Origin of the sequence: Kineosporia corallincola (assembly GCF_018499875.1) — a bacterium.
Classification (GTDB): Bacteria; Actinomycetota; Actinomycetes; order Actinomycetales; family Kineosporiaceae; genus Kineosporia; species Kineosporia corallincola.
This window is the reverse complement of sequence record NZ_JAHBAY010000007.1, coordinates 151,233-173,763: the sequence shown is the minus strand read 5'-3', so window position 1 is coordinate 173,763 and position 22,531 is coordinate 151,233. Positions and strand designations below refer to the sequence as shown.

Annotated in this window: 22 protein-coding genes, 2 tRNA genes and 1 pseudogene; 9 read left to right on the top strand and 16 right to left on the bottom strand. The window is 71.1% G+C overall.

From position 1 onward, the window contains the following. The first annotated feature begins 43 nt into the window (after positions 1-43). Positions 44-730, top strand: coding sequence for a maleylpyruvate isomerase family mycothiol-dependent enzyme (locus KIH74_RS18260; RefSeq protein ID WP_214157180.1), 687 nt, complete (start codon positions 44-46; stop codon positions 728-730). On the opposite strand, the gene KIH74_RS18255 is transcribed toward KIH74_RS18260, so the two are convergent. Further along, positions 731-2,479: a RecQ family ATP-dependent DNA helicase gene (locus tag KIH74_RS18255; RefSeq protein WP_214157179.1), complete on the bottom strand. Its 1,749-nt coding sequence runs from the start codon at positions 2,477-2,479 to the stop codon at positions 731-733. It abuts the gene before it with no gap. A gap of 105 nt (positions 2,480-2,584) precedes the next feature. On the opposite strand from KIH74_RS18255, the gene KIH74_RS18250 reads away from it, so the two are divergent. Next, positions 2,585-3,421: a helix-turn-helix domain-containing protein gene (locus KIH74_RS18250; RefSeq protein WP_214157178.1), complete on the top strand. Its 837-nt coding sequence runs from the start codon at positions 2,585-2,587 to the stop codon at positions 3,419-3,421. Here the strand turns inward: KIH74_RS18250 and KIH74_RS18245 are convergent. Next, positions 3,373-4,455 carry a GGDEF domain-containing protein gene (locus KIH74_RS18245; protein WP_214157177.1) on the bottom strand — a complete coding sequence of 361 codons (1,083 nt, stop codon included), beginning with the start codon at positions 4,453-4,455 and terminating at the stop codon, positions 3,373-3,375. The two genes, KIH74_RS18250 and KIH74_RS18245, sit on opposite strands and share 49 nt — an antisense overlap. A 328-nt stretch (positions 4,456-4,783) precedes the next feature. Between KIH74_RS18245 and KIH74_RS18240 the strand changes: the two genes are divergently transcribed. Continuing rightward, a complete protein-coding gene (locus KIH74_RS18240; protein WP_214157176.1) occupies positions 4,784-5,923 on the top strand; it encodes an alpha/beta hydrolase fold domain-containing protein in 1,140 nt (379 codons plus the stop codon). An 8-nt stretch (positions 5,924-5,931) separates the two neighbouring features. On the opposite strand, the gene KIH74_RS18235 is transcribed toward KIH74_RS18240, so the two are convergent. Beyond that, complete coding sequence (locus KIH74_RS18235; protein ID WP_214157175.1) at positions 5,932-6,549, bottom strand: MSMEG_1061 family FMN-dependent PPOX-type flavoprotein; 618 nt, start codon at positions 6,547-6,549, stop codon at positions 5,932-5,934. A 147-nt stretch (positions 6,550-6,696) separates the two neighbouring features. On the opposite strand from KIH74_RS18235, the gene KIH74_RS18230 reads away from it, so the two are divergent. After that, positions 6,697-7,506: a nucleotidyltransferase domain-containing protein gene (locus KIH74_RS18230; RefSeq protein WP_214157174.1), complete on the top strand. Its 810-nt coding sequence runs from the start codon at positions 6,697-6,699 to the stop codon at positions 7,504-7,506. Between the two features lie 4 nt (positions 7,507-7,510). Here KIH74_RS18230 and KIH74_RS38735 read toward each other — a convergent pair whose 3' ends face one another. From KIH74_RS38735 to KIH74_RS18215, 3 genes are read right to left on the bottom strand one after another with little or no spacing between them, the layout of a single operon-like run. Continuing rightward, complete coding sequence (locus KIH74_RS38735) at positions 7,511-8,086, bottom strand: GNAT family N-acetyltransferase (RefSeq protein ID WP_214157173.1); 576 nt, start codon at positions 8,084-8,086, stop codon at positions 7,511-7,513. A 53-nt stretch (positions 8,087-8,139) separates the two neighbouring features. Then, a complete protein-coding gene (locus KIH74_RS18220; RefSeq protein ID WP_214157172.1) occupies positions 8,140-8,517 on the bottom strand; it encodes a hypothetical protein in 378 nt (125 codons plus the stop codon). A 16-nt stretch (positions 8,518-8,533) separates the two neighbouring features. Continuing rightward, a complete protein-coding gene (locus KIH74_RS18215; protein WP_214157171.1) occupies positions 8,534-8,827 on the bottom strand; it encodes a hypothetical protein in 294 nt (97 codons plus the stop codon). Positions 8,828-9,034: 207 nt separating this feature from the next. Between KIH74_RS18215 and KIH74_RS18210 the strand changes: the two genes are divergently transcribed. Then, entirely contained in the window at positions 9,035-9,571 is a 537-nt protein-coding gene (locus KIH74_RS18210; RefSeq protein ID WP_214157170.1) for a hypothetical protein, read from the top strand. Positions 9,572-9,593: 22 nt separating this feature from the next. Here the strand turns inward: KIH74_RS18210 and KIH74_RS18205 are convergent, their stop codons facing one another. Both KIH74_RS18205 and KIH74_RS18200 read right to left on the bottom strand, forming a co-directional pair. Then, on the bottom strand, positions 9,594-10,004 hold the full coding sequence (locus tag KIH74_RS18205; protein ID WP_214157169.1) for a nuclear transport factor 2 family protein: 411 nt from the start codon (positions 10,002-10,004) through the stop codon (positions 9,594-9,596). Between the two features lie 149 nt (positions 10,005-10,153). After that, entirely contained in the window at positions 10,154-11,200 is a 1,047-nt protein-coding gene (locus tag KIH74_RS18200) for an arabinan endo-1,5-alpha-L-arabinosidase (protein WP_214157168.1), read from the bottom strand. Positions 11,201-11,485: 285 nt separating this feature from the next. On the opposite strand from KIH74_RS18200, the gene KIH74_RS18195 reads away from it, so the two are divergent. After that, the gene (locus tag KIH74_RS18195) at positions 11,486-12,001 is read left to right on the top strand and encodes a hypothetical protein (protein WP_214157167.1); all 516 of its coding nucleotides are present in this window, start codon (positions 11,486-11,488) and stop codon (positions 11,999-12,001) included. A 53-nt stretch (positions 12,002-12,054) separates the two neighbouring features. On the opposite strand, the gene KIH74_RS18190 is transcribed toward KIH74_RS18195, so the two are convergent. Next, on the bottom strand, positions 12,055-12,594 hold the full coding sequence (locus KIH74_RS18190; RefSeq protein ID WP_214157166.1) for an META domain-containing protein: 540 nt from the start codon (positions 12,592-12,594) through the stop codon (positions 12,055-12,057). 169 nt (positions 12,595-12,763) lie between these two features. Next, positions 12,764-12,837, bottom strand: a tRNA-Ile gene (locus tag KIH74_RS18185). 198 nt (positions 12,838-13,035) lie between these two features. On the opposite strand from KIH74_RS18185, the gene KIH74_RS18180 reads away from it, so the two are divergent. Next, the gene (locus KIH74_RS18180; protein ID WP_214157165.1) at positions 13,036-13,614 is read left to right on the top strand and encodes a hypothetical protein; all 579 of its coding nucleotides are present in this window, start codon (positions 13,036-13,038) and stop codon (positions 13,612-13,614) included. Then, entirely contained in the window at positions 13,611-14,816 is a 1,206-nt protein-coding gene (locus KIH74_RS18175; RefSeq protein ID WP_214157164.1) for a glutathionylspermidine synthase family protein, read from the top strand. Before KIH74_RS18180 ends, KIH74_RS18175 begins: the two co-directional genes overlap by 4 nt. Positions 14,817-14,841: 25 nt before the next feature. On the opposite strand, the gene KIH74_RS18170 is transcribed toward KIH74_RS18175, so the two are convergent. Beyond that, positions 14,842-15,633, bottom strand: coding sequence for a sugar phosphate isomerase/epimerase family protein (locus KIH74_RS18170; RefSeq protein ID WP_214157163.1), 792 nt, complete (start codon positions 15,631-15,633; stop codon positions 14,842-14,844). A gap of 340 nt (positions 15,634-15,973) precedes the next feature. Between KIH74_RS18170 and KIH74_RS18165 the strand changes: the two genes are divergently transcribed. Then, positions 15,974-18,616, top strand: coding sequence for an AMP-binding protein (locus KIH74_RS18165; RefSeq protein ID WP_214157162.1), 2,643 nt, complete (start codon positions 15,974-15,976; stop codon positions 18,614-18,616). Positions 18,617-18,629: 13 nt separating this feature from the next. On the opposite strand, the gene KIH74_RS18160 is transcribed toward KIH74_RS18165, so the two are convergent. The 5 genes and pseudogenes from KIH74_RS18160 to KIH74_RS39260 all read right to left on the bottom strand — a co-directional run. Continuing rightward, complete coding sequence (locus KIH74_RS18160) at positions 18,630-19,652, bottom strand: hypothetical protein (protein WP_214157161.1); 1,023 nt, start codon at positions 19,650-19,652, stop codon at positions 18,630-18,632. Between the two features lie 387 nt (positions 19,653-20,039). Then, on the bottom strand, positions 20,040-20,807 hold the full coding sequence (locus KIH74_RS18155) for an RNA polymerase sigma factor FliA (RefSeq protein WP_214157160.1): 768 nt from the start codon (positions 20,805-20,807) through the stop codon (positions 20,040-20,042). A 480-nt stretch (positions 20,808-21,287) separates the two neighbouring features. Beyond that, positions 21,288-21,360, bottom strand: a tRNA-Asn gene (locus tag KIH74_RS18150). Positions 21,361-21,447: 87 nt separating this feature from the next. Beyond that, on the bottom strand, positions 21,448-22,044 hold the full coding sequence (locus tag KIH74_RS18145) for a PAS domain-containing protein (RefSeq protein WP_246572610.1): 597 nt from the start codon (positions 22,042-22,044) through the stop codon (positions 21,448-21,450). Between the two features lie 105 nt (positions 22,045-22,149). Next, positions 22,150-22,269 (bottom strand): annotated as a pseudogene (locus KIH74_RS39260) (hypothetical protein); the annotation flags it as partial. Positions 22,270-22,531: the final 262 nt, after the last annotated feature.

Genomic DNA, 22,531 nt, shown 5'->3' with positions numbered 1-22,531 from the left:
TTTCCGCCTGTGGACAACCCTCCGTACGAGGCAGACTGGGGCGATGCCGGAAGAGCGCCCCGTCGTCACCGCACTGACCGACGTCTACACCGCCCTGGCCGATCTGGTCTCCTCGCTGCCCGAGGCCGACGGCTGGCACGCCACCCCTCTGCCCGGCTGGAGCGTGCGCGACCTGCTGGTGCACCTGCTCGGCGACGCGGAGCGGGCGCTGGTCGCGCTCGGCACCCCGGCGGCGGGCCCGGCCGACCGCGACGCCGTGAGCTACTGGGCCGACTTCGCCCCCGCCGCGAGCACCCCGGAGTCGGTGCGGCGCCGTGACCGGCAGATCCGGGTGGTCCGGGCGCTCGCGGTGGCCCACCCCTGGGAGGTCCTGACCAGGACCTACGCCGAGACCACCGCGGCGGTGTGCGTGCTGGCCGGGCGCACCGCACCGGACGAGCTGATCAGCACCCAGGGGCACACGCTGACCACCGACGACCTGCTGGGCACGCTGGTCGTCGAGGCCACCGTGCACCACCTCGACCTGGCCTCCGGGCTCGGCCGGCCGGGGCCGCCCGCGAGCGGTCTGGCCGTCGTCCACCATTGTCTGGACGGTCTGCTCGGCCGCCCGGAGCCGGTGGGCTGGGACGACGTCACCTACGCCCTGACCGGAACCGGCCGCCGGCCGCTCACCACCGTCGAGACCACGGAACTGGGAGACGACGCGAGCCGTTTTCCGCTCTTCGCCTAGCTACTGTTCCTCGCGCACCAGCAGCTCGTCGTCAGCGGCCAGGGCGGCCAGGGCCAGTGTGCGGTAGCCGACCTGCTCGAACAGCACGGTGATCCGGTCGGCCTCGTCGCGCATCACCACACCGGGACCCCACTCCCGGTGCACGACCCGCTCGTTGATGTCGAACACCAGCGCCGCCACCTCCGGCGGCACCGACTCCTCCACCTCGTCCTGCTCGGCCGCCGAACCGGAGCGGCAGGTGTCGCAGTTGCCGCAGCCGGCGTCACCGGCCTCGAGCTCCTCACCGAAGTAGCCGAGCAGGAATTCCCGCCGGCAGCCGGTGGTCTCGGCGTAACCGCGCATCATCTCGACCCGCGAGCGGTCCATCCTGGTGTGCTCCGCGTCGACCTCCCCGGCCGCCACCACGGCCGCGGCGGCGGGCACCGACACGTCGGTGTAGGCCAGGTGGGCGTCTTCCTCCACGCGCAACGCACCGGCCTGCTCCAGCAGGTTGACGGCGCTGGTGAGCTTGGTGTGCGAGAGGTCGAGCTCCTTGCGCAGCTCGCCCGCGGGCACCGAGCCGTCTTCCCGGGTGTGTTCCAGCACCGCTCCGGCCACCTGCGACAGCACCTCCTCGTCCGGGCCGCCGGAGGCGAAGAAGTTGCGCAGCGAGAGGTCTTCGGGGCGGTAGTAGAGGCAGGCCAGCGCGGGGGCGCCGTCCCGCCCGGCACGGCCGATCTCCTGGTAGTACGAGTCGATCGAGTCGGGCACGTCGGCGTGCACCACGAACCGCACGTCGGCCTTGTTGATGCCCATGCCGAACGCGGAAGTGGCCACCACCACGTCGATCTCGCCGCTCAGGAAGCCGGCGTGCACCTCGTCGCGCTCGGCCGCCTTCAGCCCGGCGTGGTAGGCGCGGGCCTTGCGGCCCTTCTCGCGCAGCTGCTCGGCGTACTCCTCGGTGGAGCGGCGGGTGGCCGAGTAGACCAGGCCCGAGCCCTCCAGCTCGACGACCCGCTCGACCACGGCCTTCTCCTTGTGCCGGGCATCCACGAAGCGCCGCACCTCGAGGTCGAGGTTGGGCCGGTCGAAGCCGGTCACGATCCGCACCGGGTCGTTCATCCGCAGCCGCTCGACGATCTCGGCCCGCACCGGCGGGGCGGCGGTGGCGGTGAGCGCCAGCACCCGGGGCCGGCCCAGAGCCTCCACCACGTCGCCGATGCGCAGGTAGTGCGGCCGGAAGTCGTGGCCCCAGGCGGACACACAGTGCGCCTCGTCCACGGCCAGCAGCGAGACCTTCAGCTCGGCAAGCCTTTCCAGCACCTTCTGGTTGGCCAGCTGCTCGGGGGCGAGGAAGACGAACTCGGCGTCACCGGCCGTGAGCGTCTCCCAGGCCTCGTCGGTGCGGCCCTGGCTCTGCGCCGAGTTCACCGCCACCGCGCCCAGCCCGGCGTCCTCGCCGTGCCGGGCCAGCCCGGCCAGCTGGTCACGCTGGAGCGCGATCAGCGGTGACACGACCACGGTCGGGCCGTCGAGCAGCAGCCCGGCGAGCTGGTACACGGCGGACTTGCCGGCACCCGTGGGCATCACCACGAGCACGTCCTTGCCCTTGGCCAATGCCTTCACGGCGTCGAGCTGACCTGGGCGGAGGCTTTTCAGCCCGAGCCGGGTACTGGCCAGCTTGCGGATCCTGAGCGAGAGGGGAGCCAACTTCACGCGCCTATCCTGGTGGAAAGCGGGGCAGAGAGCACACTCGGCACCCACCGTCATTCAACCGTCACGTCACCGGTGAGAACCGGGTCGCGAACAGCGTCCCGCCCACGGCCAGGATCAGCACCTCGACCCGGCACCCGCACCCGCACTACCGTGACCGGAATGACGACGGCCCCACCGGCCCGTGACGCCGGCGCGATGCTCCGCTGGTGGCGGGAACGGCGGCACCTGACCCAGCTGGAGCTGTCCGGCCTGGGCGAGGTGTCCACGCGTCACCTGAGCTATGTGGAGACGGGGCGGTCGAAGCCGTCCAGCCGGCTGATCCTGCGCCTGTGCGAGCACCTCGGGGTGCCGCTGCGCCGCCGCAACGAGATCCTGCTGGCAGCCGGTTTCGCCCCCGCCTACCCGGAGCACCGCCTACTGGATCCGCCTCTGGCGGCGGTGAACTCGGCCCTCACGGCGATCCTGGCGGCGCACGAGCCGCTGCCCGCGGTGGCCGTGGACCGGCACTGGGAGATGATCGCGGCCACCTCGGCGATCACGGTACTGACCGAGGGCTGCGCGCCGGAGCTGCTGGAACCGCCGGTGAACGTGCTGCGCCTGAGCCTGCACCCGCGCGGGATCGCCCCGCGCATCACGAATCTCGGCGACTGGCGGGCTCATCTGCTGCACCGGCTGGAGGCTCAGGTGCGGGCCGGCGGCGACCCGGTGCTGGCCGACCTGCTGACCGAGCTGCGCGAGCTGCCCGGACCGCAGGAGGCGGCCGACCCGGTTCCGGAGGTGCTGGTCCCGCTCCGCCTGCGGCTCGGCGGCACCGAGCTGTCACTGCTCAGCACCACCACGGTGTTCGGCACCCCGGCCGAGATCACCGTGTCCGAGCTGGCGATCGAGGCGTTCTACCCGGCCGACGCCGCCACCGCCGCCGCACTGGGCCTGAACGGCAACCGGTTTCAGCCGGTCTCCCCGCCCGTCTCCCCGCCACGGAACGCCCGCACCTGACCCCGGCCGCCGGCCTTCGCGTCGTCCATCGCGAAACCGGCCTGGGCGAGCAGGTCGTCGAGCCGCATGCCGGGCCGGGCCATCGCGATGCCGATGCTGGCGCCGACCCGGATCGGAGAGGTCACGTCGATCACCGCGATCCCCATCCCGATCCGCTCGGCCACCTGCGCGGCCACCGCCTCGTTGGAATCGCGCAGCACCACGGCGAACTCGTCGCCGCCGATGCGGGCGGCCACGTCGTCGGCCCGCACCAGACCGCGCAGCAGCAGGCCCACCTCGCGCAGCAGCTCGTCGCCCGCCTTCTGCCCGAACACCTCGTTCACCCGCTTGAAGTCGTCGAGCCCGAGGAACAGCACGGCGGCCCGGCCGGTGCTCGAGCTGTTCACCAGAGCGCCCAGCGCCTCGATGAATCCCTCCCGGCCGACCAGGCCGGTGAGCTGGTCGATCTGTTCCCGGCCCGAGGCCCCGGGCGCCGTCCCGGCGGCCCGGAGGGCCAGCGCGGACTGGGTGATCACCGCCTGCACGGCCGCGTCGAGAGCCGGGTCGGGCGGCCCCGGGCGCCCGACGGCGAGCAGCACCTCGGGTCCGGCCGCGGGGAACGCCTGGACCAGCCACGAGCAGCGGCGGCCCACGCCGGCGTCCAGCGCGGGCAGCGGCCCCGGACGGCGCAGCGGGCCGGCCGGCAGTCTGCCCTCCGGCACACCCAGATCGGCCGTGCGCAGGATGGCCGGCGGCCGCTCGAACGCGCCGGTGCGCAGCGACACGATCAGCTCGGCGCCCTCGCGCTCCAGCTGCACCACCCGCAGACCCGGTGTCCGGCGGGACAGTTCGGCCAGCGCCTGCCGGCCCAGCTCCCGGATCCGCCCGACGTCGGTGACCCCGGTCAGGCGCGCGGCCGCGGCGGTGACCACCAGCTGACGGGCCACGGCCGCGTCGTGCGCCCGGGTGACGGCCACCAGCTGCCACAGCAGCCGGGCGATCACCGCCGCCGTGAACAGCATGACCAGCACGGTGATCAGGCTCCAGGGGGTCATGTTCCGCTCCCGGTGCGCAGCGGGGCCTGGTGACCGGCCTGACCCCAGCCCCTTCCGTGGGCCGGGGAGGCGTACGTCGCCGGGTCGCCCGGTGGCCCGTCCAGGCCTGTCGCCTGCATGTCGCCCGCCCCCCTCCTGCCCTCGCCGCCTCCCGACGCGGGCAGGTCACCGTCCGTGTCATCGGTGCGGCGGCGGGTCTGCTTGAGGACGACGAGGAGAACCGGCCGTCCCGGCGCCGGGCGGACGCTGAGAGTCGTCTGAGATGTCTGAGAGCTTCCTGAGCCGGGTCGTTACCGCATCCTCCGGGCATCGAACGTAGCCTGTGGAGATGTCTTTCAGCGCCTCCTTCAGCGCCTCGGCCGGTGCCCTGGCCGGTGCCCGGACCGCCCGCCTGCTGCACGGCACCGGGGTCAGCCGCCGGGCCGGGCTGGGGGTCCTGGGCGCCCTGGTGACGGGTGCGCTGGCGGCCTGCGCCACGGGATCCCGGGGCTCCTCGTCGTCCACACGTTCCGCCGATGGTTCGGCCGGCCCGCGACCGGCCACCACCACGGGCCCCGGCTGGACCCGCCACGCCGACCTGGCCTACGCCGCGACCGTGGGCCGGGGACACCTGCTCGACCTGTATCTGCCGGCCGGCGCCGAAGGCCCCTTCCCGGTGGTGGTCTTCCAGGCCGGATCGGCATTCTCGAGCGACGACACCAAAGACACCACCACCGAGCTGAGCGGCACCACCGGAGCCGCCGACCTGGCCACGCTGTGGGCCCCGCACGGCTACGCCGTGGTCGGGCTGAACGTGCGGGCCAGCAGCCAGGCCCGGTTCCCGGCCCAGGTGCACGACACCAAGGCCGCCATTCGCTACCTGCGCGCGCACGCCGCCGAGTACCGGCTCGACACCGGCCGTTTCGCCACCATGGGCACCAGCAGCGGCGGCTGGGGCGCGGTGATGGCCGGCGTCACCGCCGGAATCCCGGATCTGGAGGGCGATCTCGGCAACGCCGGGCAGTCCGGCGCGGTACAGGCGGTGGTCGACCTGTTCGGCCCCACCGACTTCCTCCGGATGGACGCCCACCGGCTGGAGGGCGGGCAGCGGCACGACCCGGCGTCGTCCCCCGAGTCCCGGCTGATGGGTTTCGCGATCCAGTCCGACCCGCGGGCCACCCGCCGGGCCGACCCGGCCGCCCACGTCACCGCCCAGGCCCCGCCGATCTGGATCTCGCACGGCACGAAAGACCCTCTGGTGCCGTACAACCAGTCCCAGATCCTGTTCGCCGCCTACGCCGAGGCCGGCGCCCCCGCCACCTTCACCCTGGTCGAGGGCGCCGGGCACACCGACGCCTACCTGAGCGGCACCGGCTCGTCCCCCGTGGTGGTGCACCGCACGACCGGCGGCGAGATCACCCGCACCACCTCCCCGCAGCCGACGTTCGACGGCATCCGGGCGTTCCTCGACGAGAGCCTGGGCCGGTAGACCTGGCCTCAGTACAGCCCGTGCTCCGCGTCCAGGGCGAGCATGTCGTCGATCAGTTCGGCCTCGACCGCGAGTTCGCGCTGGCTCTTGGCGATCTGGCCGCCGGTGGGCACGTCGCGGCGCTCGGGCCAGCTGGCGACGTCCCACATCCTGGAGCGCACGAAAGCCTTGCTGCAATGGCTGAACAGCTCTTCCACGCTCACCTCGATGCTCAGGTGGGGCACGCTGCCGCGCACCGACATCCGGTCGAGGTAGGGGGCGTCGGCCACGATGCGGGCCATACCGTTGACCCGGATCGTGTCGCTGATGCCGGGCACGACGAAGAGCATGCCCACGCGCGGCGACGACAGGATGTTGCGCAGGCTGTCGAGGCGGCGGTTGCCCTTGCGGTCGCCGAAGGCGATCGTCTTCTCGTCGAGCACCAGCACGTTGCCGGCCGGGTCGCCGCGGGGCGACACGTCGCAGGTGCCGTCCTGCGCCGTGGTGGCCAGCAGGAAGAACGGGCTGAGCTCGATGAACCGGCGGGAGGCGGGGTCGATCCGGCCGACCGCCTTGCTCTCGATGTCCGGATGGGGCGGCTCGACGATCTCGCGCAGTTCCGCCTCGTTCGTGATCACTCGGCTCATCTGCCGCGCCACCGCACCGTTCTGTTGTGACCTTCGGTCCTTGACATCTTTAGGTAAGCCTAACTCGTCCCCGTCGCGGATAAGCAGGTGCGCTCGGGGTGACGAATGTTGCACGATGGCCGACTGCCCAAAACCTGGGCAGGAGAGATGGAGACCGTCGTCATGGAACTGCTGACGAATCCGGTGCTGGAGTACGGCGACCGTGAGGCCGCGCGGGCCGGCCAGATCCTGCGCACCACGGTCGGGTCCGGGGTGCACGGCATCGCGATCCCGGGCACCGACGACCACGACGAGATGGGCGTGTTCATCGAGCCGGCCGCCTGGCTGATCGGCCTGCGCCCGACCCGCGACAGCTACGTGGCCCGGTCGCAGCCCGAGGGCGCGCGCTCCGGGCCCGGCGACACCGACCTGATCATGTACTCGTTGCGCAAGTACCTGAGCCTGGCGGTGAAGGGCAATCCCACCGCCCTGCTGCCGCTGTTCGCGCCCGAGCGGGACGTGCTGTTCTGCGACGACGTCGGCCGCGAACTGCGTTCCCTGCGTGACGCTTTCCTGTCGCGGGCGGCGGCGCGGCGGTTCCTGGGCTTCATGCAGGCCCAGCGGGAGGCGCTGGTCAACGGTGGACGCAAGCTGCCGAACCGGCCGGAGCTGGTGGAGAGGTACGGGTACGACGTGAAGTACGCCTCGCACGCCCTGCGGCTGGCGATGCAGGGCCGGGAGATCGTGCAGCACGCCCGGCTGACCCTGCCGATGCCGGAGGAGGAGCGGCAGCGGGTGCTGGAGGTGAAGTCGGGCCGGGCCGGTGACCTGGCCGGGGTGCTGGACCAGATCGACGCGGTCGCCGCCGAGGTGGTGCGGGACCTGGACTCCGGCCACACGCCCCTGCCCGAGGAGGCCGACGTGGCCACCGTGGAGGCCTGGGCGATCGACGTGCACCGGCGGTTCTGGGGATGGTGAAACCCTAACGGCGCCATAGCATCCACTGCGGCGGGCCCGAGGTCACCGGCACGGCGCCGGTGACCTCGAACCCGTGACGCCGGTAGAACGGCAGGTTGCGGGGGTTGGACGACTCCAGGTACACCGGCACGCCGTCGAAGCGGGCGAACGCCTCCGCGAGCAGGGCGGCACCGTGGCCCTGCCCGCGGGCGCCGGCGGCGGTGCCGATGAATTCCAGGTACCAGTGCCGCGGTGGCTGCCGGTCGTGGGTCTTCTCGATCTCGTCCAGACGCCGTAGCAGACGGGGCAGCCGGACGCCCGCCCCACGCACCATGGGCGGGGCCGCCCGCACCATCGAGGCCGGCGGCAGTTTCCACTGCCCGGGGGCCGACCACATGGCCACGGCCCGGCAGTCCGGCGTGGTCGTCACCTGCCCGCGCGGCAGGGCGTGCGCGAGCAGGGCCCCGAAGATCCGGCGCAGCCGCTCGTGCCGCCCCCGCTCCGGCACCATCCAGCTCCACACCGGATCATCGGCGAACGCCTCCGCGAGGGTCACGGTCAGGGCGGGCAGGTCGTCCGGGGTGGCTCCTCGCACGGTCACCCTGACATTTTCACCGTACGCGGACCGGTGGACGACGAAAGACCGGCCTTTTCTCACCCGGCACTGAGATCGTCGACCGGTACCTCGATCACCGTCCTGGGTCGCTGCCTCAGCGGCCTGATCATCTCGATCTGACTCAGCCCCGGAGGGCTACCGGTCATCGAGAAACTGATCAGGCATTCGAACTCCCCACCGTTCGCCTGCATGAACCGGTAGAGCTCATCCGCCTTCTCCATGCAGATCTGTACGCCCGCGATGGTGCCGTAACCGTAGGCACCGGCGATCAGGAGCACATGGCTCGCCGGGTTGTAGAGATTACGCGCCCGCACCACGATCCCGTAGTCGTGGATCACGTCGATGTTGCCGCCGGAGACGAGCTGCTTCGTGCGGGAGGGCTTGTGCACGGTGTTGGCACGATGATCCCGGATCACGTTCTGATCGTTCTCGTCACGTGGAAACCCTGCTGCTGGTGGGCAGATCGGCCCGGGCCAGGCCGTCCAGCAGCTCGACCATCGAGTGCAGTTCACCCAGCCCCGTCAGCCCCGCCATCTCGAAGTCCCGGGCATCGTCGCTGAGGAATTCGGCGATCACCACGTGGGTCGGGTGCTGGAGCAGGGGCCGCCAGAAGCGACGGGCCGAGCGGTATCTGAACTGCACGCGGAGCCAGCGCCAGCCCGCGACGAACCCTGCGCCGATCAGCGCCGCGAGCAGATTCAGTACGACATCATCGACACCGGACACGACTCCCCCCGTTCCGAATCACCACCGCACCGGTGGAACCCGCGGAAACCTGCGTACGTCCCCGTGCTCTCATCATCTCTCCGTCGTCAACAGGCACTTCCCGTCACCTGACACCTTTCGCGCATCCGGTTCGCGGACGGCCCTCCGGCTTGCCAGCCGGGCCGCGCACGGAACAAAGTGTTCGTTCCGGACGTGTGGAGGACGTAGATGACGGACGACGACCGCAAGCGCCGCACCCCGGAGCGGGCGGACTCTCGCGGCGGCCCGGCGGCCATGCTCTCCGCCCTGGTGGCGGCCGGGCTGATCTTCGCCGCGGCGATCATGCTGCACTTCGGCTCACTGCCGCCGTTCCTGATGCCCGCCGTGTCGCCGGGCGACGAGGCGACGATCGAGGGCGCGCTGACCGTGGGGGCGGCCTCGCAGGACGTCACGCTGGTGGCGTCGGTGCCGGACGGGCCGAAGATCTCCGGGGCGAAGCCGGACGGTGAGACGGAGCGCAAGACGGTCACGGTGGCGGTGCGGGTGGAGAACCGGTCCACGGTCGCCGTGGACGTGCCCGGCGGCGAGCAGACGCTGCGTACCGGTCTGGCCCGCTCGTACGACAGCACCACCACCGACACGGTGACGGTGGCCCCCGGCAAGACGAAGACGGTGAAGCTGAAGTTCGTGGTGCCGGAGACCGAGGACCCGGCCTCGTTCCTTCTCAAGGTGGCCGGCGAGCAGCGAAAGTTCGACGTCTCCTGAGGCTTTCGGCCGCTTCCGGGTTTCAGAGGCCGAGCGCGGCCAGCAGCGGTCGCATGCTCTCGGCGTCGAACCGGCTGACCATGCGGGTGATCCGGCCCCCGGCCACGGTGAGCACGTCGACGCCGGGCACCTCGATGTGGGTGCCGTCGGCGAGAGTGCCGCCGATCGTCAGCTCGACCGTGATCAGGTCGTTCTGCTGGGTCAGCCGGGCGGTCTCGGCATAGTCCGGCATCAGGCCGGCGAACAGCGCCTGCCGCTGGGCCAGGGCCCGGGCCACGAGGGGGCCGGGATGGAAGCCGTCGGCCGGCTCGGGCGGTTCGTGGCGCACCTCCACCCGGTCGGCCAGCAGGCGGGCGAACACCTGCCCGGTCTCGGCCGGGCCCGCGGCATAGGCCTGCGCCAGGTCGTCACGGGCGGTGCTGTTCGCCGTCATCAATTGCCCCCTGGAAAAAGGCTGGGCCACCAGGGTTCCGGATGCGTGTGGCCGGGACAAGCAGCTGGTGTCTGCTGACGGCGAAGAGCTCCCGGCGGTGGGGCGGCCACCGCCGGGAGCTCTTCGCCGTCAACGCGATTCGGCCCAGCTCAGGAGACGACCGGCCAGACCGAGGAGTCCCAGGTGAGGCGGTTGATGCCGAGCTTGGCGGTGCCGTTGTCGGCGCCGTCGTAGTAGTGGTACACGAGCACGTCGCCGTCACCGTCCTGGATCAGCGACTGACCGCCCGGGCCGACGATGGTGCCGTGCGTGCCCAGGATCTGGGTCCCGCCACCCGCCGTGAGCAGAGTGCCGGCCCGGTCCTTGTAGGGGCCGGTGATGGTCTTGGACCGGCCGACCTTGATCTTGTAGGTGCTGCTCGTGCCCTGGCAGCAGGCGTCCCACGAGGTGAACAGGAAGTAGTAGCCGGCGTGGTAGATGATCGCCGGGCCCTCGATGGCGGTGCTGCCCGAGGCGCGGGAGGCGATGCTGTAGACCGTCTTGTTGCTCGAAAGCTGCTTACCGGTGGACGGATCCAGCTGGATCATCTTGATGCCGGTCCAGAACGAGCCGAGCGATAGCCACCACTTGCCACTGCGGTCGATGATCAGGTTCGGGTCGATCGCGTTGTGGTCGCTGCTGGTGGTGGTCGAGTAGACCTTGCCCTGGTTGGTGAAGCTGCCGGGCTTGCCGGTGGTGCTGGTGGCCAGGAAGATCGCCGACTTGTTCTTGCCGAACGACGAGGCCGCGTAGTAAAGCAGGTATTTGCCGCCCTGGTACGACAGGTCCGGCGCCCACAGGTTGCCGTTCGAGGTGCCGGTGTACTCGTCGGTCCAGGACGCACCGTTGGGGAACGCCAGGCCGCTGTAGGTGAACTTGGTGCGGTCGGTCGACGTGCGCAGCGCGATGCCGGGAGCGGTGGCTGCCAGCAGGTAGGTGCCGTCCGGGCCCTTGACCATCGACGGGTCGTGCACGGTGATGTTGCCCGAGACCGCTCCCGGGCCGGGGTACTCGGCCGCGCTGGCCGACCGCATGTGCAGGCCGACGGGCACGGCGGCAGCGGTCACCAGGGCCGCGGCCAGCAGCCCCGCCAGCCGGGTGCGGCCTCGCCACCAGCCCGTTCGGGCTCCGGAGCGTACTGAGAAGACGCTGGACATGGCACCTTTCCTGGTTCTCTTCAGCCACCGGCCACCGACAGGGGGCGGACCGGCGACGTGACCGGCCGGCTGCCGGTCCACAGCATCCAGGTCGGTCACCGACGTTTCCGGGTTGCTCGGGAGAAGATCAAATCGAGGCTAAGTCGCCACCACCGCCGACCCACGGCGTCACGTTTGCACCACTTGGTGGCACCCGCTGGAAGGGGGCAGATGACCATCTGATGCACTGGCGACCCCACATGATCCAGATGTGGGGATCCCTATGAAACGGAGATTCCGCACCACATGAACAGGCTCGGCCACCAAGCCGCCGCCCAGGCCACCTGGCTCGGCGTCTGCACCTTCGAACGACTAGTCGTGGACACCCCTCTGACCTGGCAACACGTATTAGCGGGCGCCATCGTCGCCTCCAGCATGTGCGCGGACGACTGGTCACCGGACGCCGACCAGGGCGGCTACATGGCGAAGATCATCCCCGGCGGGCACCGCGGGCCGACCCACATGCCGGAGCTGGTCGCCGCCGTGCTGTTCCTCCTGGGCCGGGTGGCCGGCCAGGACCTGGACTGGTTCGTCGCCGCGGCCGCCGCGGCCTGGGGTTCACATCTGTTCGTCGACTTCTTCTGGGGCGGCATCCCGTTCGGCATCGCCACCCTGGCCGGCAACAAGAAACGCATCGGCTTCAAACTGGACACCGGTGGCCCGGCCGAGGAGGTCGTCACCACCGGCCTGACCTGCATCGCCATACCGCTCGCCTACATCGCGCTGGGCGGACCGCTGCCGGTTCAGGTCCCTCTGACGTAATGCCGCCGGGCCGGTGAGCACTTTCACCGGCCCGGTTCTCGCCACCCCCGCTCTCAGGGTCGGGGAGGCACTTCCGGCTCGGTGCGCTTGCCGACCGGTGTCCCGGCCGGCGAAGCCGGCACCGTCGCCGTGCGGGAGTAGCGGGCGATCTGCTCCCCCGCCGCGCTGAACACCAGCTCGTCGCCGGTGACCCGCACCGTCGTCGTCCGGTCGAGGACGTCGTAGTGCGGCACGTTGGCGCAGCCGATCTCGGTGGACGCCGCCGTCTTCATCTCGAAGTCCCCGTCGGCCCCCAGCTCGTAGGTGCCCCGCATCCCGTTGCAGCCGTCGCTGGCCTTCCAGTCGCCGTCGTCGAACTCCAGAAACGCCTTGCGGTAACTGGGCTCGTCGAGCGGCGAGACGGTGTAGCCGACGATGGAGGCCGGGTACCAGGTGCCGGCGATGGCCTGGCGTGGGTCCTCGGCCGGCTCACGGGTCGAGGACGCCGGGGCGGTGCTGCTCGTCTGCGCGCGGCCCGGGTCCTCGCCGCATCCGGCGAGCAACAGCACGGGCAGCAGGGCCGTGGTGGCGCCTGCCCAGATCTCTCGTCGCATGGAAACCCCTCTCGTGGCCGTGCACCGGCTTGGACGCAGCGCGGGGTGGACGGGTTCCGGAGCTGTCCCGGGGGCGATGGTCCTGCTTTTTCACACCGGCTCGGGCGCGACGGTGGTGTCATTTCTGGAGCAGGGACCCGGATCCCCCGGGAACGGCTCGGTTCTACGGTGGGGCAGGCGGGGTTCGAACCCGCGACCGACGGATTATGAGTCCGCTGCTCTAACCTATTGAGCTACTGCCCCGCGCCACGGCACTGTGGGCGATCGGCACCCATCAGGCGCCGGAGTGCAAGGTTACCGGCAGCACGGGTTGCGCACCGGCCGGTCCGGCGAATCCTGATGATCGTGACTCACCGCACACGGACTCGTGCAACAGTCCCCCGTCGCCCCCACGTCTGTCGGTCTGACACCAACGAGTGGCAGATTGGACGATCGGTACGGGTGAAGACTCGAAGGCGCAGCACCATGGTGGTGGCGGGCGGCACGGCCCTGTTCGCGGCGGCCGTTCTCACCGGATGTGGCAAGGATCCCGATCCGGACTACCAGGGCGTGTGCGTGAACCAGAGCACGCAGACCCGGGTCGCCGACAGCAAGTGCAGTGGCAGCGCCGGCAGCAGCAGCCTGGACGACGACTCCTGTGACGACACGGCCGGCCCGTACAGCACCTACGGTTCGTCCAGCACCTACGGCAGCGGCAGCACCCCGGGCAGTTATCTGTCCTCGCACGACGACTGCGACAGTTCCGGCAGCAGTAGCAGCGGCAGCAGGGGTGGCAGCAGCGGCTCGCACGGCTACTACGGCTACCGGATGTGGCCGGTCGGCAAGACGTATCCGCCGGTGGGCGGCAGGGTCTCGGACTACCCGGGCTCGGTGACCACGCTGCCGGAGGGGCACTCGGCCACCCTCGGCGGCGCCGGCACCAGCAGCGGCACGGTGACCAGGCAGAGCACCAAGCAGGCCGTGGAGCGCGGCGGCTTCGGCAAGACCAGCCGCAGCAGCAGCGGGAGCGTGGGCGGATGATGCGCCTTCCGCAGACCCCACGCCCGGACGCCTACCGCGTGGTCGAGGAGGAAGGGCTGGCCTACGCCCGCGAGCGCAACGACGGCGACGACGACCAGCCGTACTGGTTCGAGGGCGCGGCCTACCGGATCACCGAGGGCCAGGCCGACGAGCTGGAGCGGGTCACCGACGAGCTGCACGCGATGGCCATGCACGCCACCCGGGTGCTCTGCCACGACACCGAGGCCCTGCGCCGGCTGGGCATCCCGGAGTACGCCTGGCCGCACCTGCGCCGATCCACCGAGGAGAACTGGTCGCTGTACGGCCGTTTCGACCTGCTCTGGGACGGCTACGGGCCGCCGAAGATGCTGGAGTACAACGCCGACACGCCCGCGGCCCTGGTCGAGACGGCGGTGACCCAGTGGTCCTGGCTGGAGGCCGTGCAGCCCGACCGCGACCAGTGGAACATGCTGCACGAGCGGCTGGTTCGCACCTGGCAGAAGCACCTGAACGACAACGAGTTCGTGCATCTGGTGGCCGGGGTGACGGAGCCGCTGGAGGACTGGAACACGATCGCGTACGTCGCGGACACGGTGCGCGAGGCGGGAGGCCGCCCGATCACGCTGCCGATCGACCAGCTGGGCGTCGTCCATGGTTCGAACCGGTTCGTCGGTCTCGAGAACGAGCCGGTGACGACGTGTTTCGCGATGTACCCGTGGGACTGGATGCTGGCCGAGGACTTCGGCTGCACCGCCCTGGCGAGCGACGTGACCTGGCTGGAGCCGGTGCACAAGGTGCTCACCGGGTCGAAGGCGCTGCTGGCCACGATGTGGGAGCTGTACGAGGGGCACCCGAATCTGCTGCCCGCGTACTGGTCCCCGGAGAAGCTGGGACGCGAGTACGTAGTCAAACCGGTGCACGGCTGGGAGGGCGCCGGGGTGCGGGTGGTGCGCGACGGCCAGGTGGTGGCCGGCACCGAGGACCGGCACACCGCCGGCCAGGCCGCGATCTACCAGCAGTACCAGGAGATTCCGCGGATCGGCGACAACCTGCCGGTGCTGGGCACCTGGGTCGTCGGTGGGCACGCGGCCGGGCTCGGCATCCGGGAGACCGACGCCGGCCGCCTGATCACCGACACCCAGGCCAGATTCGTGCCGCACTTCATCGACGCGCCGCGCACCAGCGAGGAACAGGTGCGGGCCTGGATCGACGAGGACGAGTAGCGGGCTCCTCGTCGTCCATCATTTTTCAGGCCACGGCCGCCCGGTCGCCGGTGAGCGAGATGACCGACTGGGCGGCCGCTCTGGCGGCCTCCACCGGGTGCCGGGCGTCCAGCTCGTCGGACAGCACCTCGACCGCGAGCGGCAGGTCGACGCCGATCTCGCCGAGGGTGGCCAGGAAGCCGGCGATGTCGACGACGCCCTCACCGGGCAGGAGCCGGCCGTGCCTGCCCTCGTGCCGCAGATCGGCGTGCGGGGTGGCGGTGGCGTCACACAACTGGACGGCGAACACCTCGGACGGCGCCAGCGTGCGCAGGTCGTCGAGGGTTCCTCCGGAGCGGTGCCAGTGCCAGGCGTCGAGCATCAGCCCGGCGTTGTCGCAGCCCGCCGCGGCGATCAGCTCCCGGGCCGCGGACAGCCGGGGCAGGGTGCTGTAGGGCATGAACTCCAGGGCGATGCGGACGCCGTGGTCGGCGGCCCGGGTGCACAGCCGCCGGAACTGCTGGCGCTGCACGTCGAACGGCACCTCGGCGAACAGGCCGACGTTGATCTGCGGCACGTGCAGCAGATCGGCCAGATAGAACAGCAGGTCTTCTTCCAGACGCACGCCGCGCACGTCGGCCTCGCGCCACCAGTCGGCCAGGAACTCCAGCTCGACCACCCGCAGCCCGTGCCGGGAGACGTAGTCGGCCAGCTGCTCCTCGGTGAACTCCGAGCGGCGCGCGTCGAGGTAGTCGACGGCTCCCAGACCGATGCCGCTGAAGCCCGCCGCGGCTGCCGCCAGAACGCGGTCAGAGAACGAGCTGTAACGCAGAGTCATTGCCGATAAGTGCAGTTCCATCGGCGTGGAGCGGAGCGGAGCACGGCGTCGGGTGGCCCAGGGGCTGGGGGCGTCGGTCATGCCATCACTGTATGGAATCGAACTCAGAGATGTGTGTCATCTCTGAGTTCTCTCAGCAATCACTCACTAGGGTGCGGCCGCATTGGCGGCGATATCGGTAGTATTCCGGGCAATTCGATTGCCAGCTGGCCCACAGTTTGGCGTGATCGGGCGCGCGTCCCTCGTTCTCCTTGGCATATTGGATGCCACTGGAGATGAACTCTGTCGCAGCGTCGGCAATCCAGAAGTTGACGTTACGTGAGCCTAGGAAGGGGCCGGAATGACCGCGCAGACCGTGCACACGCAACGCCACGTCGTCCCGCTGAGCTATCGGGACGTCGAGGCGGGCAGCGTTGCTCGGCTACGGCACGTGATCACCACCCAGCCCGAAGCGCTCGCCGTGCACGACGACGAGCTGCGACTGACCTACGGCGACCTGGGCCGCCGCATCGCCGCCGTGCGCCGTCAGGTGCGCATCGCCGTGGCCGGATCGCCCGACGCCCAGCCGGTCGCCCTGCTGTACTCGCACGGCGCCGCCGCTGTCGCCGCCCTGTGGGGCGTGGTCACCTCCGGCCGCCCCATCCTGGTGCTCGACCCGCGCACCCCCGCGGCGCGCCTGCGCTCGTTCGTGGACCGTGTGGACGTGCGGGTCTGCCTGACCGACGAGGCGAACGCCGAGAAGGCGGCCGAGCTGGTCGGGCAGGTGCTGCTCGACACCTCGGGGCGCAACCCCGGCAGCGAGGCCGACCTGGACGACCTGTGGGCCACCGGCCCGGCCCCCGGCGACGCCGCGGCCTACGCCTTCACCTCCGGTTCCACCGGCCGGCCCAAGGTGGTGGTGAACGACCACCGCATGCTGGTGCGCGATGCCTGGGGCAACTCCCAGTCCACCGGCTGCTACGGCGCCGACGACGTGGTGGCCCACACCCTGCCGATGGGCTTCCACGCCGGGCTGATGGCCACCTGCGCGGGCATTCTGGCCGGCACCACGATGGCGATGTACGACATCCGCACCCGCGGCATCGACGGCCTGCCGGCCTGGATCGAGCGCAACGGCGTGACCATCGTGCAGGCCAGCCCGGCGATCCTGCGCAACCTGGTGGGCATCGCCCCCGACCCGGCCCTGCTGGGCCGGCTGACCAGCGTCACGATCGCCGGTGAGGCCGCCTACGGCCCCGACATCGAGGCCGCCCGGGCCCTGCTGCCCGGCACCTGCGTGCTGCGCAACCGCTACGGCTCGTCCGAGACCGGCATCCTCACCGAGTACCGCGTGGACCACACGCACCCGGAGCTCACCGGCCTGCTGCCGGTCGGGCAGCCGATCCCCGACGTGCTGCTGACCATCGTCGACGAGGCCGGGAACCCGGTTCCGCCGGGCGGTTCCGGCACCGTCACGCTGACCGCCCGCAACTTCGCCGTGGGCTATCTGGGCGATCCCGAGGCCACCGCGAAGGCGTTCAGCCGGCAGCACGAAGACGGCGCGCGCACCTACCGCAGCAGCGACGTCGGCACGGTGAACGAGGACGGCGCGCTGCGCCTGCTCGGCCGCCGCGACCACAGCGTGAAGATCCGCGGCTACCTGGTCGAGCCGGGCGAGGTGGACGCGGCCCTGTCGGCGCTCGACGGGGTGATCGAGTCCCTGACGATCGGTGCCGAGCGGGACGGCGAGGGCAGCGGCAAACGGCTGGTCTCGTACCTCGTGTCCGACGCCGACCGGCCGAGTGCGGCGTCCGTGCGTCAGCAGCTGGCCGGGGTACTGCCCTCGCACATGGTGCCGGAGAGCATCGTGTTCCTCGAGGCGCTGCCGCGCACCGACCGGGGCAAGCTGGACCGGGCCGGGCTGCCCGAGCCGCCCGTCGTCACCGCGGGCAGCGGCACCAAGGAAGACCTGTCCGAGTGGCAGGAAGTGGTGCGGGCGCTGTGGTGCAGCGTGCTGGCGCTGCCCGAGATCAGCCTGGAAGACGACTTCTTCGAGCTCGGCGGCGACTCGCTGGCCGCCGAGAGCCTGATGAGCCGGATGGCCTCCGAGCTGGGGGTGCAGACCGAGGCCGCGCAGACCACCGTGCTGGTGCAGGCGCCCACCCTGGGCGAGTTCGCCGAGCGGGTCACCCGCCGGGTGGATGCCTCCAACCAGACGCTGATCCCGTTGCGCGCCACCGGTTCCCGCCCGCCGCTGTTCCTCTTCACCGGGGGCGGCGGCCTGGGCGTCACGCTGGTGCCCCTGGTCCGGCACCTGCCCGACGACCAGCCGGTGTTCGCCTTGCAGGCCTACGGTCTGGAGGCGCGCGGCATCCCGGACTGGAGCGTGGAGGCCTCGGCCCGGCGGCACATCAAGACGCTGCGCCAGATCCAGCCGGTGGGGCCGTATTTCATCGGAGGGCACTCGTTCGGCGGGGTGCTCGCGATGGAGGTGGCGCACCAGCTGCGTGACGCCGGGCAGGAGGTCGGGCTGCTGGTGGTGCTCGACTCGTTCCCGCCCGACCGGCGCTCGCACCAGAACGACGGCGGCACCCCGATCCAGAAACTGAAGACGGCGCTGGGCGTGGCCACCACGGGTCTGCGCGGCACCCCCGGCGACGACCAGTACTGGCGTTTCTGGCGGCAGAGCAACTATCTGCACATGCTCTACAAGGGCAAACCCTATGACGGCGAAGCGCTCGTGATCGTCGCGGCCGAGAGCGAGGAACGGGAGGAACGCCGCGCCTGGGCGCCGTACCTGACCGGCACCTGGCGGCTCACCCACGTTCCGGGCGACCACATGTCGATCCTGCGGGACCCGTTCGCGCGCAAGACGTCCGAAGTGATCCTGGAGCAGTTGTTGCCGGCCCAGGAGCGGGAGCCCGACGGCACCGCGCCGCGCCGGCGGGAGCAGAACCGGCCGCGTCTGCTGCGGCGTAGCAAGTCCTGGCCCGACCAGTACTGAGAGCGGCGCCGGGTCAGGATCCGGCGGGGCGCGGGGAGAGTCCGGCGAGCAGCCCGTTGTAGGAGTCGCGCAGGGTGGTGGGCATCCGCCACCCCCACACCCCGTAGGGCCGCCAGACCGCCTCCACCAGCAGGGTGCGGCCTTCGACGGGGATGAACGTGGCCCGCACCCGGGCGCCGTCGGTGATCTGGGTGCACTCCCGGGTGGAGGGGCGGCTGCCGGCGTCGAAAACACTGGTGTTGCCGCCCGGTTCGTTCACGTCCTCGCCGCGCCAGCCGCAGAACAGCGGCAGGCGGGCATAACTGCTCTGCGGCTGGGCCATGGACGAACGCCGGTAGTCGATCTGGGTGGCCGGGCGGCCGTCCACCTCGACGCGGCGCACGGCGCTGACGAACACGTCGGGATGACGTTGCAGCCAGGCCGACGGGTTCGAGGGCATCTCGGCCCGGGTGCCGTCGGGCTGCACCACCTGCTCGGGCACGGTGACCAGCACCCAGCCGCCGGTGGCGAACTGCACGCCGACATAGCTCTCGTCGGCGGTGGCGATGGCCCCGTCCGGCAGGTTCAGGGCGACCGGGGCGGTCAGGTGGCGGCCGAGCACGACGGTGTTGTCGTCGGTCGTCTCCTCGTCGGCGGACAGCAGCGAGGGCACCGACAGCGCCGCGACCAGCACGGCCAGGGCCGTGGCCGCGACCAGCGCCAGACGACGACGGCGCGGTGACCCCGGCTCGGCCTTGCCGCCCTCGTCGATCCAGCCGTCGGCCTGGTCGAGATCGGCTGCCCAGCCCGAGGATTCGTTGCCGCCCGGCTGGTCCGGGGTGGGGGCCGGCGCGGAGGCGGCCGGCCGGTCGCCGAGGTCGTACTCCCAGACCTGGCCCTGGCCGTCGAGCGTCTGGAGCACCGGGGGCGCGGAGAGAATCGGGGACGTCGTGGCGGGCACCGAGGAGGGCGCTGACGGGCGCACGGCTGAGGGCGCGGCCGGGGGCACGGCCGAAGGCGCGGCCGGGGGCAGGACGAAGGGTGGCCCTGTGGTCACCGACGGATGGGTGACGTCGGCGGGAGCGGCGGGGCCCGCCGGAGGAGCCACCGCCCAGCCCGTCATTGTCTGACCCGACGTCTGACCGGACGGCTGCTGGCGGTGCTGGTCCGGTGGGTCGCCACGGTGATCGGGTGGGTCCTCGGGCGGATCGGGTGGGCCCCACAGAGCCGCCGAGTCAGCAGCCGGATCCGCCCCCGTCGATGTGCCCTCGGACGACCCGCGCCCCGACGTCCACGCCCCAGAACCCGCCATTGCGACTCCTCGTTCCAACCCCGCATCTGCCCGGCCATTGTCACATCCCGATAACGATTCGGCTCGTCGGGCGAACGTGCGATTCCGGCTCAGGTGTATGCGGGGTTGAGACGAGGGACGCGAATGCCCTGGTCAGGCGGCTCCGGAGAAGGACGAGCCCTGGGTCGCCGAGCCGGACGACGAGCTGGGAGCGGGGGTTTCGTCGTCCCCTTGTTCGTCGTGCCACTGATGGAACTGGCGGCCACCACCCCATCCGCCCCAGCCCTCCGGAGCGTTCCGCCCGTCCGAAGACAGGCCAGGGAGCTTCGGCAGGCCGTTCTCCACCAGCCAGGTGATGCGCTCCTTCAGCTTCGGGGTGATCCCGTCGGCCGCCTCCTGGGTCAGGTCACCGGCCTCGACGGCCTGGTGGATCTTCTCGGTGGCGGCCTCGACCAGGGCGTCGATCACGTCGTCGACGTCCTTGCCCTGCTGTTCCGCCAGGTCCTTGACGGACCTGCCGTCGGCGAGCGCGCTGCTCACCTCGTCTTCGCTCAAGCCCAGGGCCTTGGCCACCTCGTCGAGAGCCAGGGCGGTGGCCCGGCCGTGCAGGCCGACCTCCGGGCCGGAGCCGATGCCGGAGCCGGCCAGCTTCTCCGCCACCTTGTCGGCCTGCTCCTGGGTGATCGTGCCGTCGTCGACGAGGTCTTTCAAAGATCCTTCGAGCCGGGACTTTCCGTCGGCCGACGGCCGCGTGGGGGTGGGGGTGCCCGTCGGAGTGGGTGGTGCTCCGGTGGCGGACGGATCGTCCGGAACGGTCGCGGCGAAGGCCGGGTAGGCCACCGCGATCCCCGCTGCCCCCAGGCCGATGGCCCCCGCGGCCACGGCCAGTCCGACTCTGGTGCTCAGGCGTCGTACGCGCATGATGCATTCCCCTCGTCCGGGCCGTACCTCGTTCGTGCCGCGGACCCGTTTCCGCGGCGGAGGCCGACCCATGCACCGTCGACGCTCGACCGGCTACCTGGAGTACCCATCGGTTGTTCCTGGCATTTCCCTGTGAAGCCGTGGAGGGACTGTCAGGCCGTCTCGGCGCGGCTGCCGTCCAGAAACACGGCCATCCGCTCCCACTCCCCCGGAAAGGGGCTCGTCTCACACGTGATTCACGGTTCGGCGATTCCGTCACGGTGTGAAGCCGGCCAGGACGGTCGTCGCCGGTGCGGTGAAGACGGCCGCATCATGTTCGCCACAGGGGTCCGCATCGGCGAGGCCCTCGCGATCGCCTGGGCCACTCGCGGAGCCGATGCGCTGGAGAACCTGTCGGAACCCGGAGCCGCCAAAGATGACCCAAAAAGGTCCCACCGTCGATGGCGACTGATGGGACCTGGTGGCTGACCTGCTGTGAAGCTCCCCCGACTGGACTTGAACCAGTAACCCTGCGATTAACAGTCGCATGCTCTGCCAATTGAGCTACGGGGGATCGCTGCTCTCCGTAGGTTTCCCTGCGGCGCGAGAAGAACTCTATCAAAGCCCGGGCACTGCTTTGACCACCCCACCGCGAGGGCCGTCATCGGGTGTTCAGCCGCACCGCGCCCTTGCCCGAGCGCTTGGCCGCGTACATCGCCTGATCCGCCGCGTGCAGCAGGTCCGGGCCGGTGTCGCCGTCGGCCGCGACGGCCACGCCGATGCTGGCGCCGACCCGGGCACGGGTCCGGCTCAGGTCGAACTCGCGGGACAGGGCGGCCAGCACCTCGTGGCCGATCCGGATCGCGGTGGCCGCGTCGGGCACGCCGGGGCAGAGGATGGCGAACTCGTGGCGCTCGGTCAGTTCCTTGCGGGCGGTGATGTCTTCGACCAGCAGGATCAGGGAAGGGTCACGGTCGCCGTCGGGCCGCACGGCCGAGGCGGACACCCGGCCCCAGCGCTCGCCGCCGTCGGCCCGGAACAGGTGGCGCTCGGCGGTCACCGCGTCCACGTTCCCGGCGATCAGCTCGGCCAGGTTCCCCATCGCCTGCTCCAGGTGCTCCGGGTCGCCCAGGAAGTCCCCGACCCGGGCCCCCACCAGCTGCCCCTCACCGACCCCGGCGAACTCGCAGAGCGCGTCGTTCACCCGCAGGAACCGGCCGGGGTCGGCGGCGCCCAGCGAGACGACGGCCATGCCCATCGGCGAGGTGTCGAACGCCAGCCGGAAGCGTTTGTCGCTCTCCGCCAGCTCTTCCTGGGCCCGCAGCACCGCGGTGAGGTCGGTGATGACGCCGGTGTACCCCATCCGGGTACCGTCCGGGCGGCGTTTGACCGAGAGCACGAGCTGCCCGGGGAATGTCGTGCCGTCCTTGCGCGCGAACGTGCACTGCCGGTTGAACACCCCGTCCCGCTCGATCGTCCCCATCATCTCCGGCAGCAGGTCGCGCCCCTCCTGCGCGAGCCGCTCCAGCTCCGTCGGTCGTGCAGTTGCATCGGGGTGAGCCGGCCGATCGCCTCCTGCGCCCGGTAGCCGAACAGCGCCTCCGCCCGACGTTGAAGAACGTGAGCGTGCCGTCCTCCCGGTCGGTCCCGAGGATCGCCGTGCCGGTCACCGCGTCGAGTACGGCGGACAGTTCCTGGTGGGCCCGGTCCACCTCGGCGGCCGCCGCCCTGGCCTCGGTCACGTC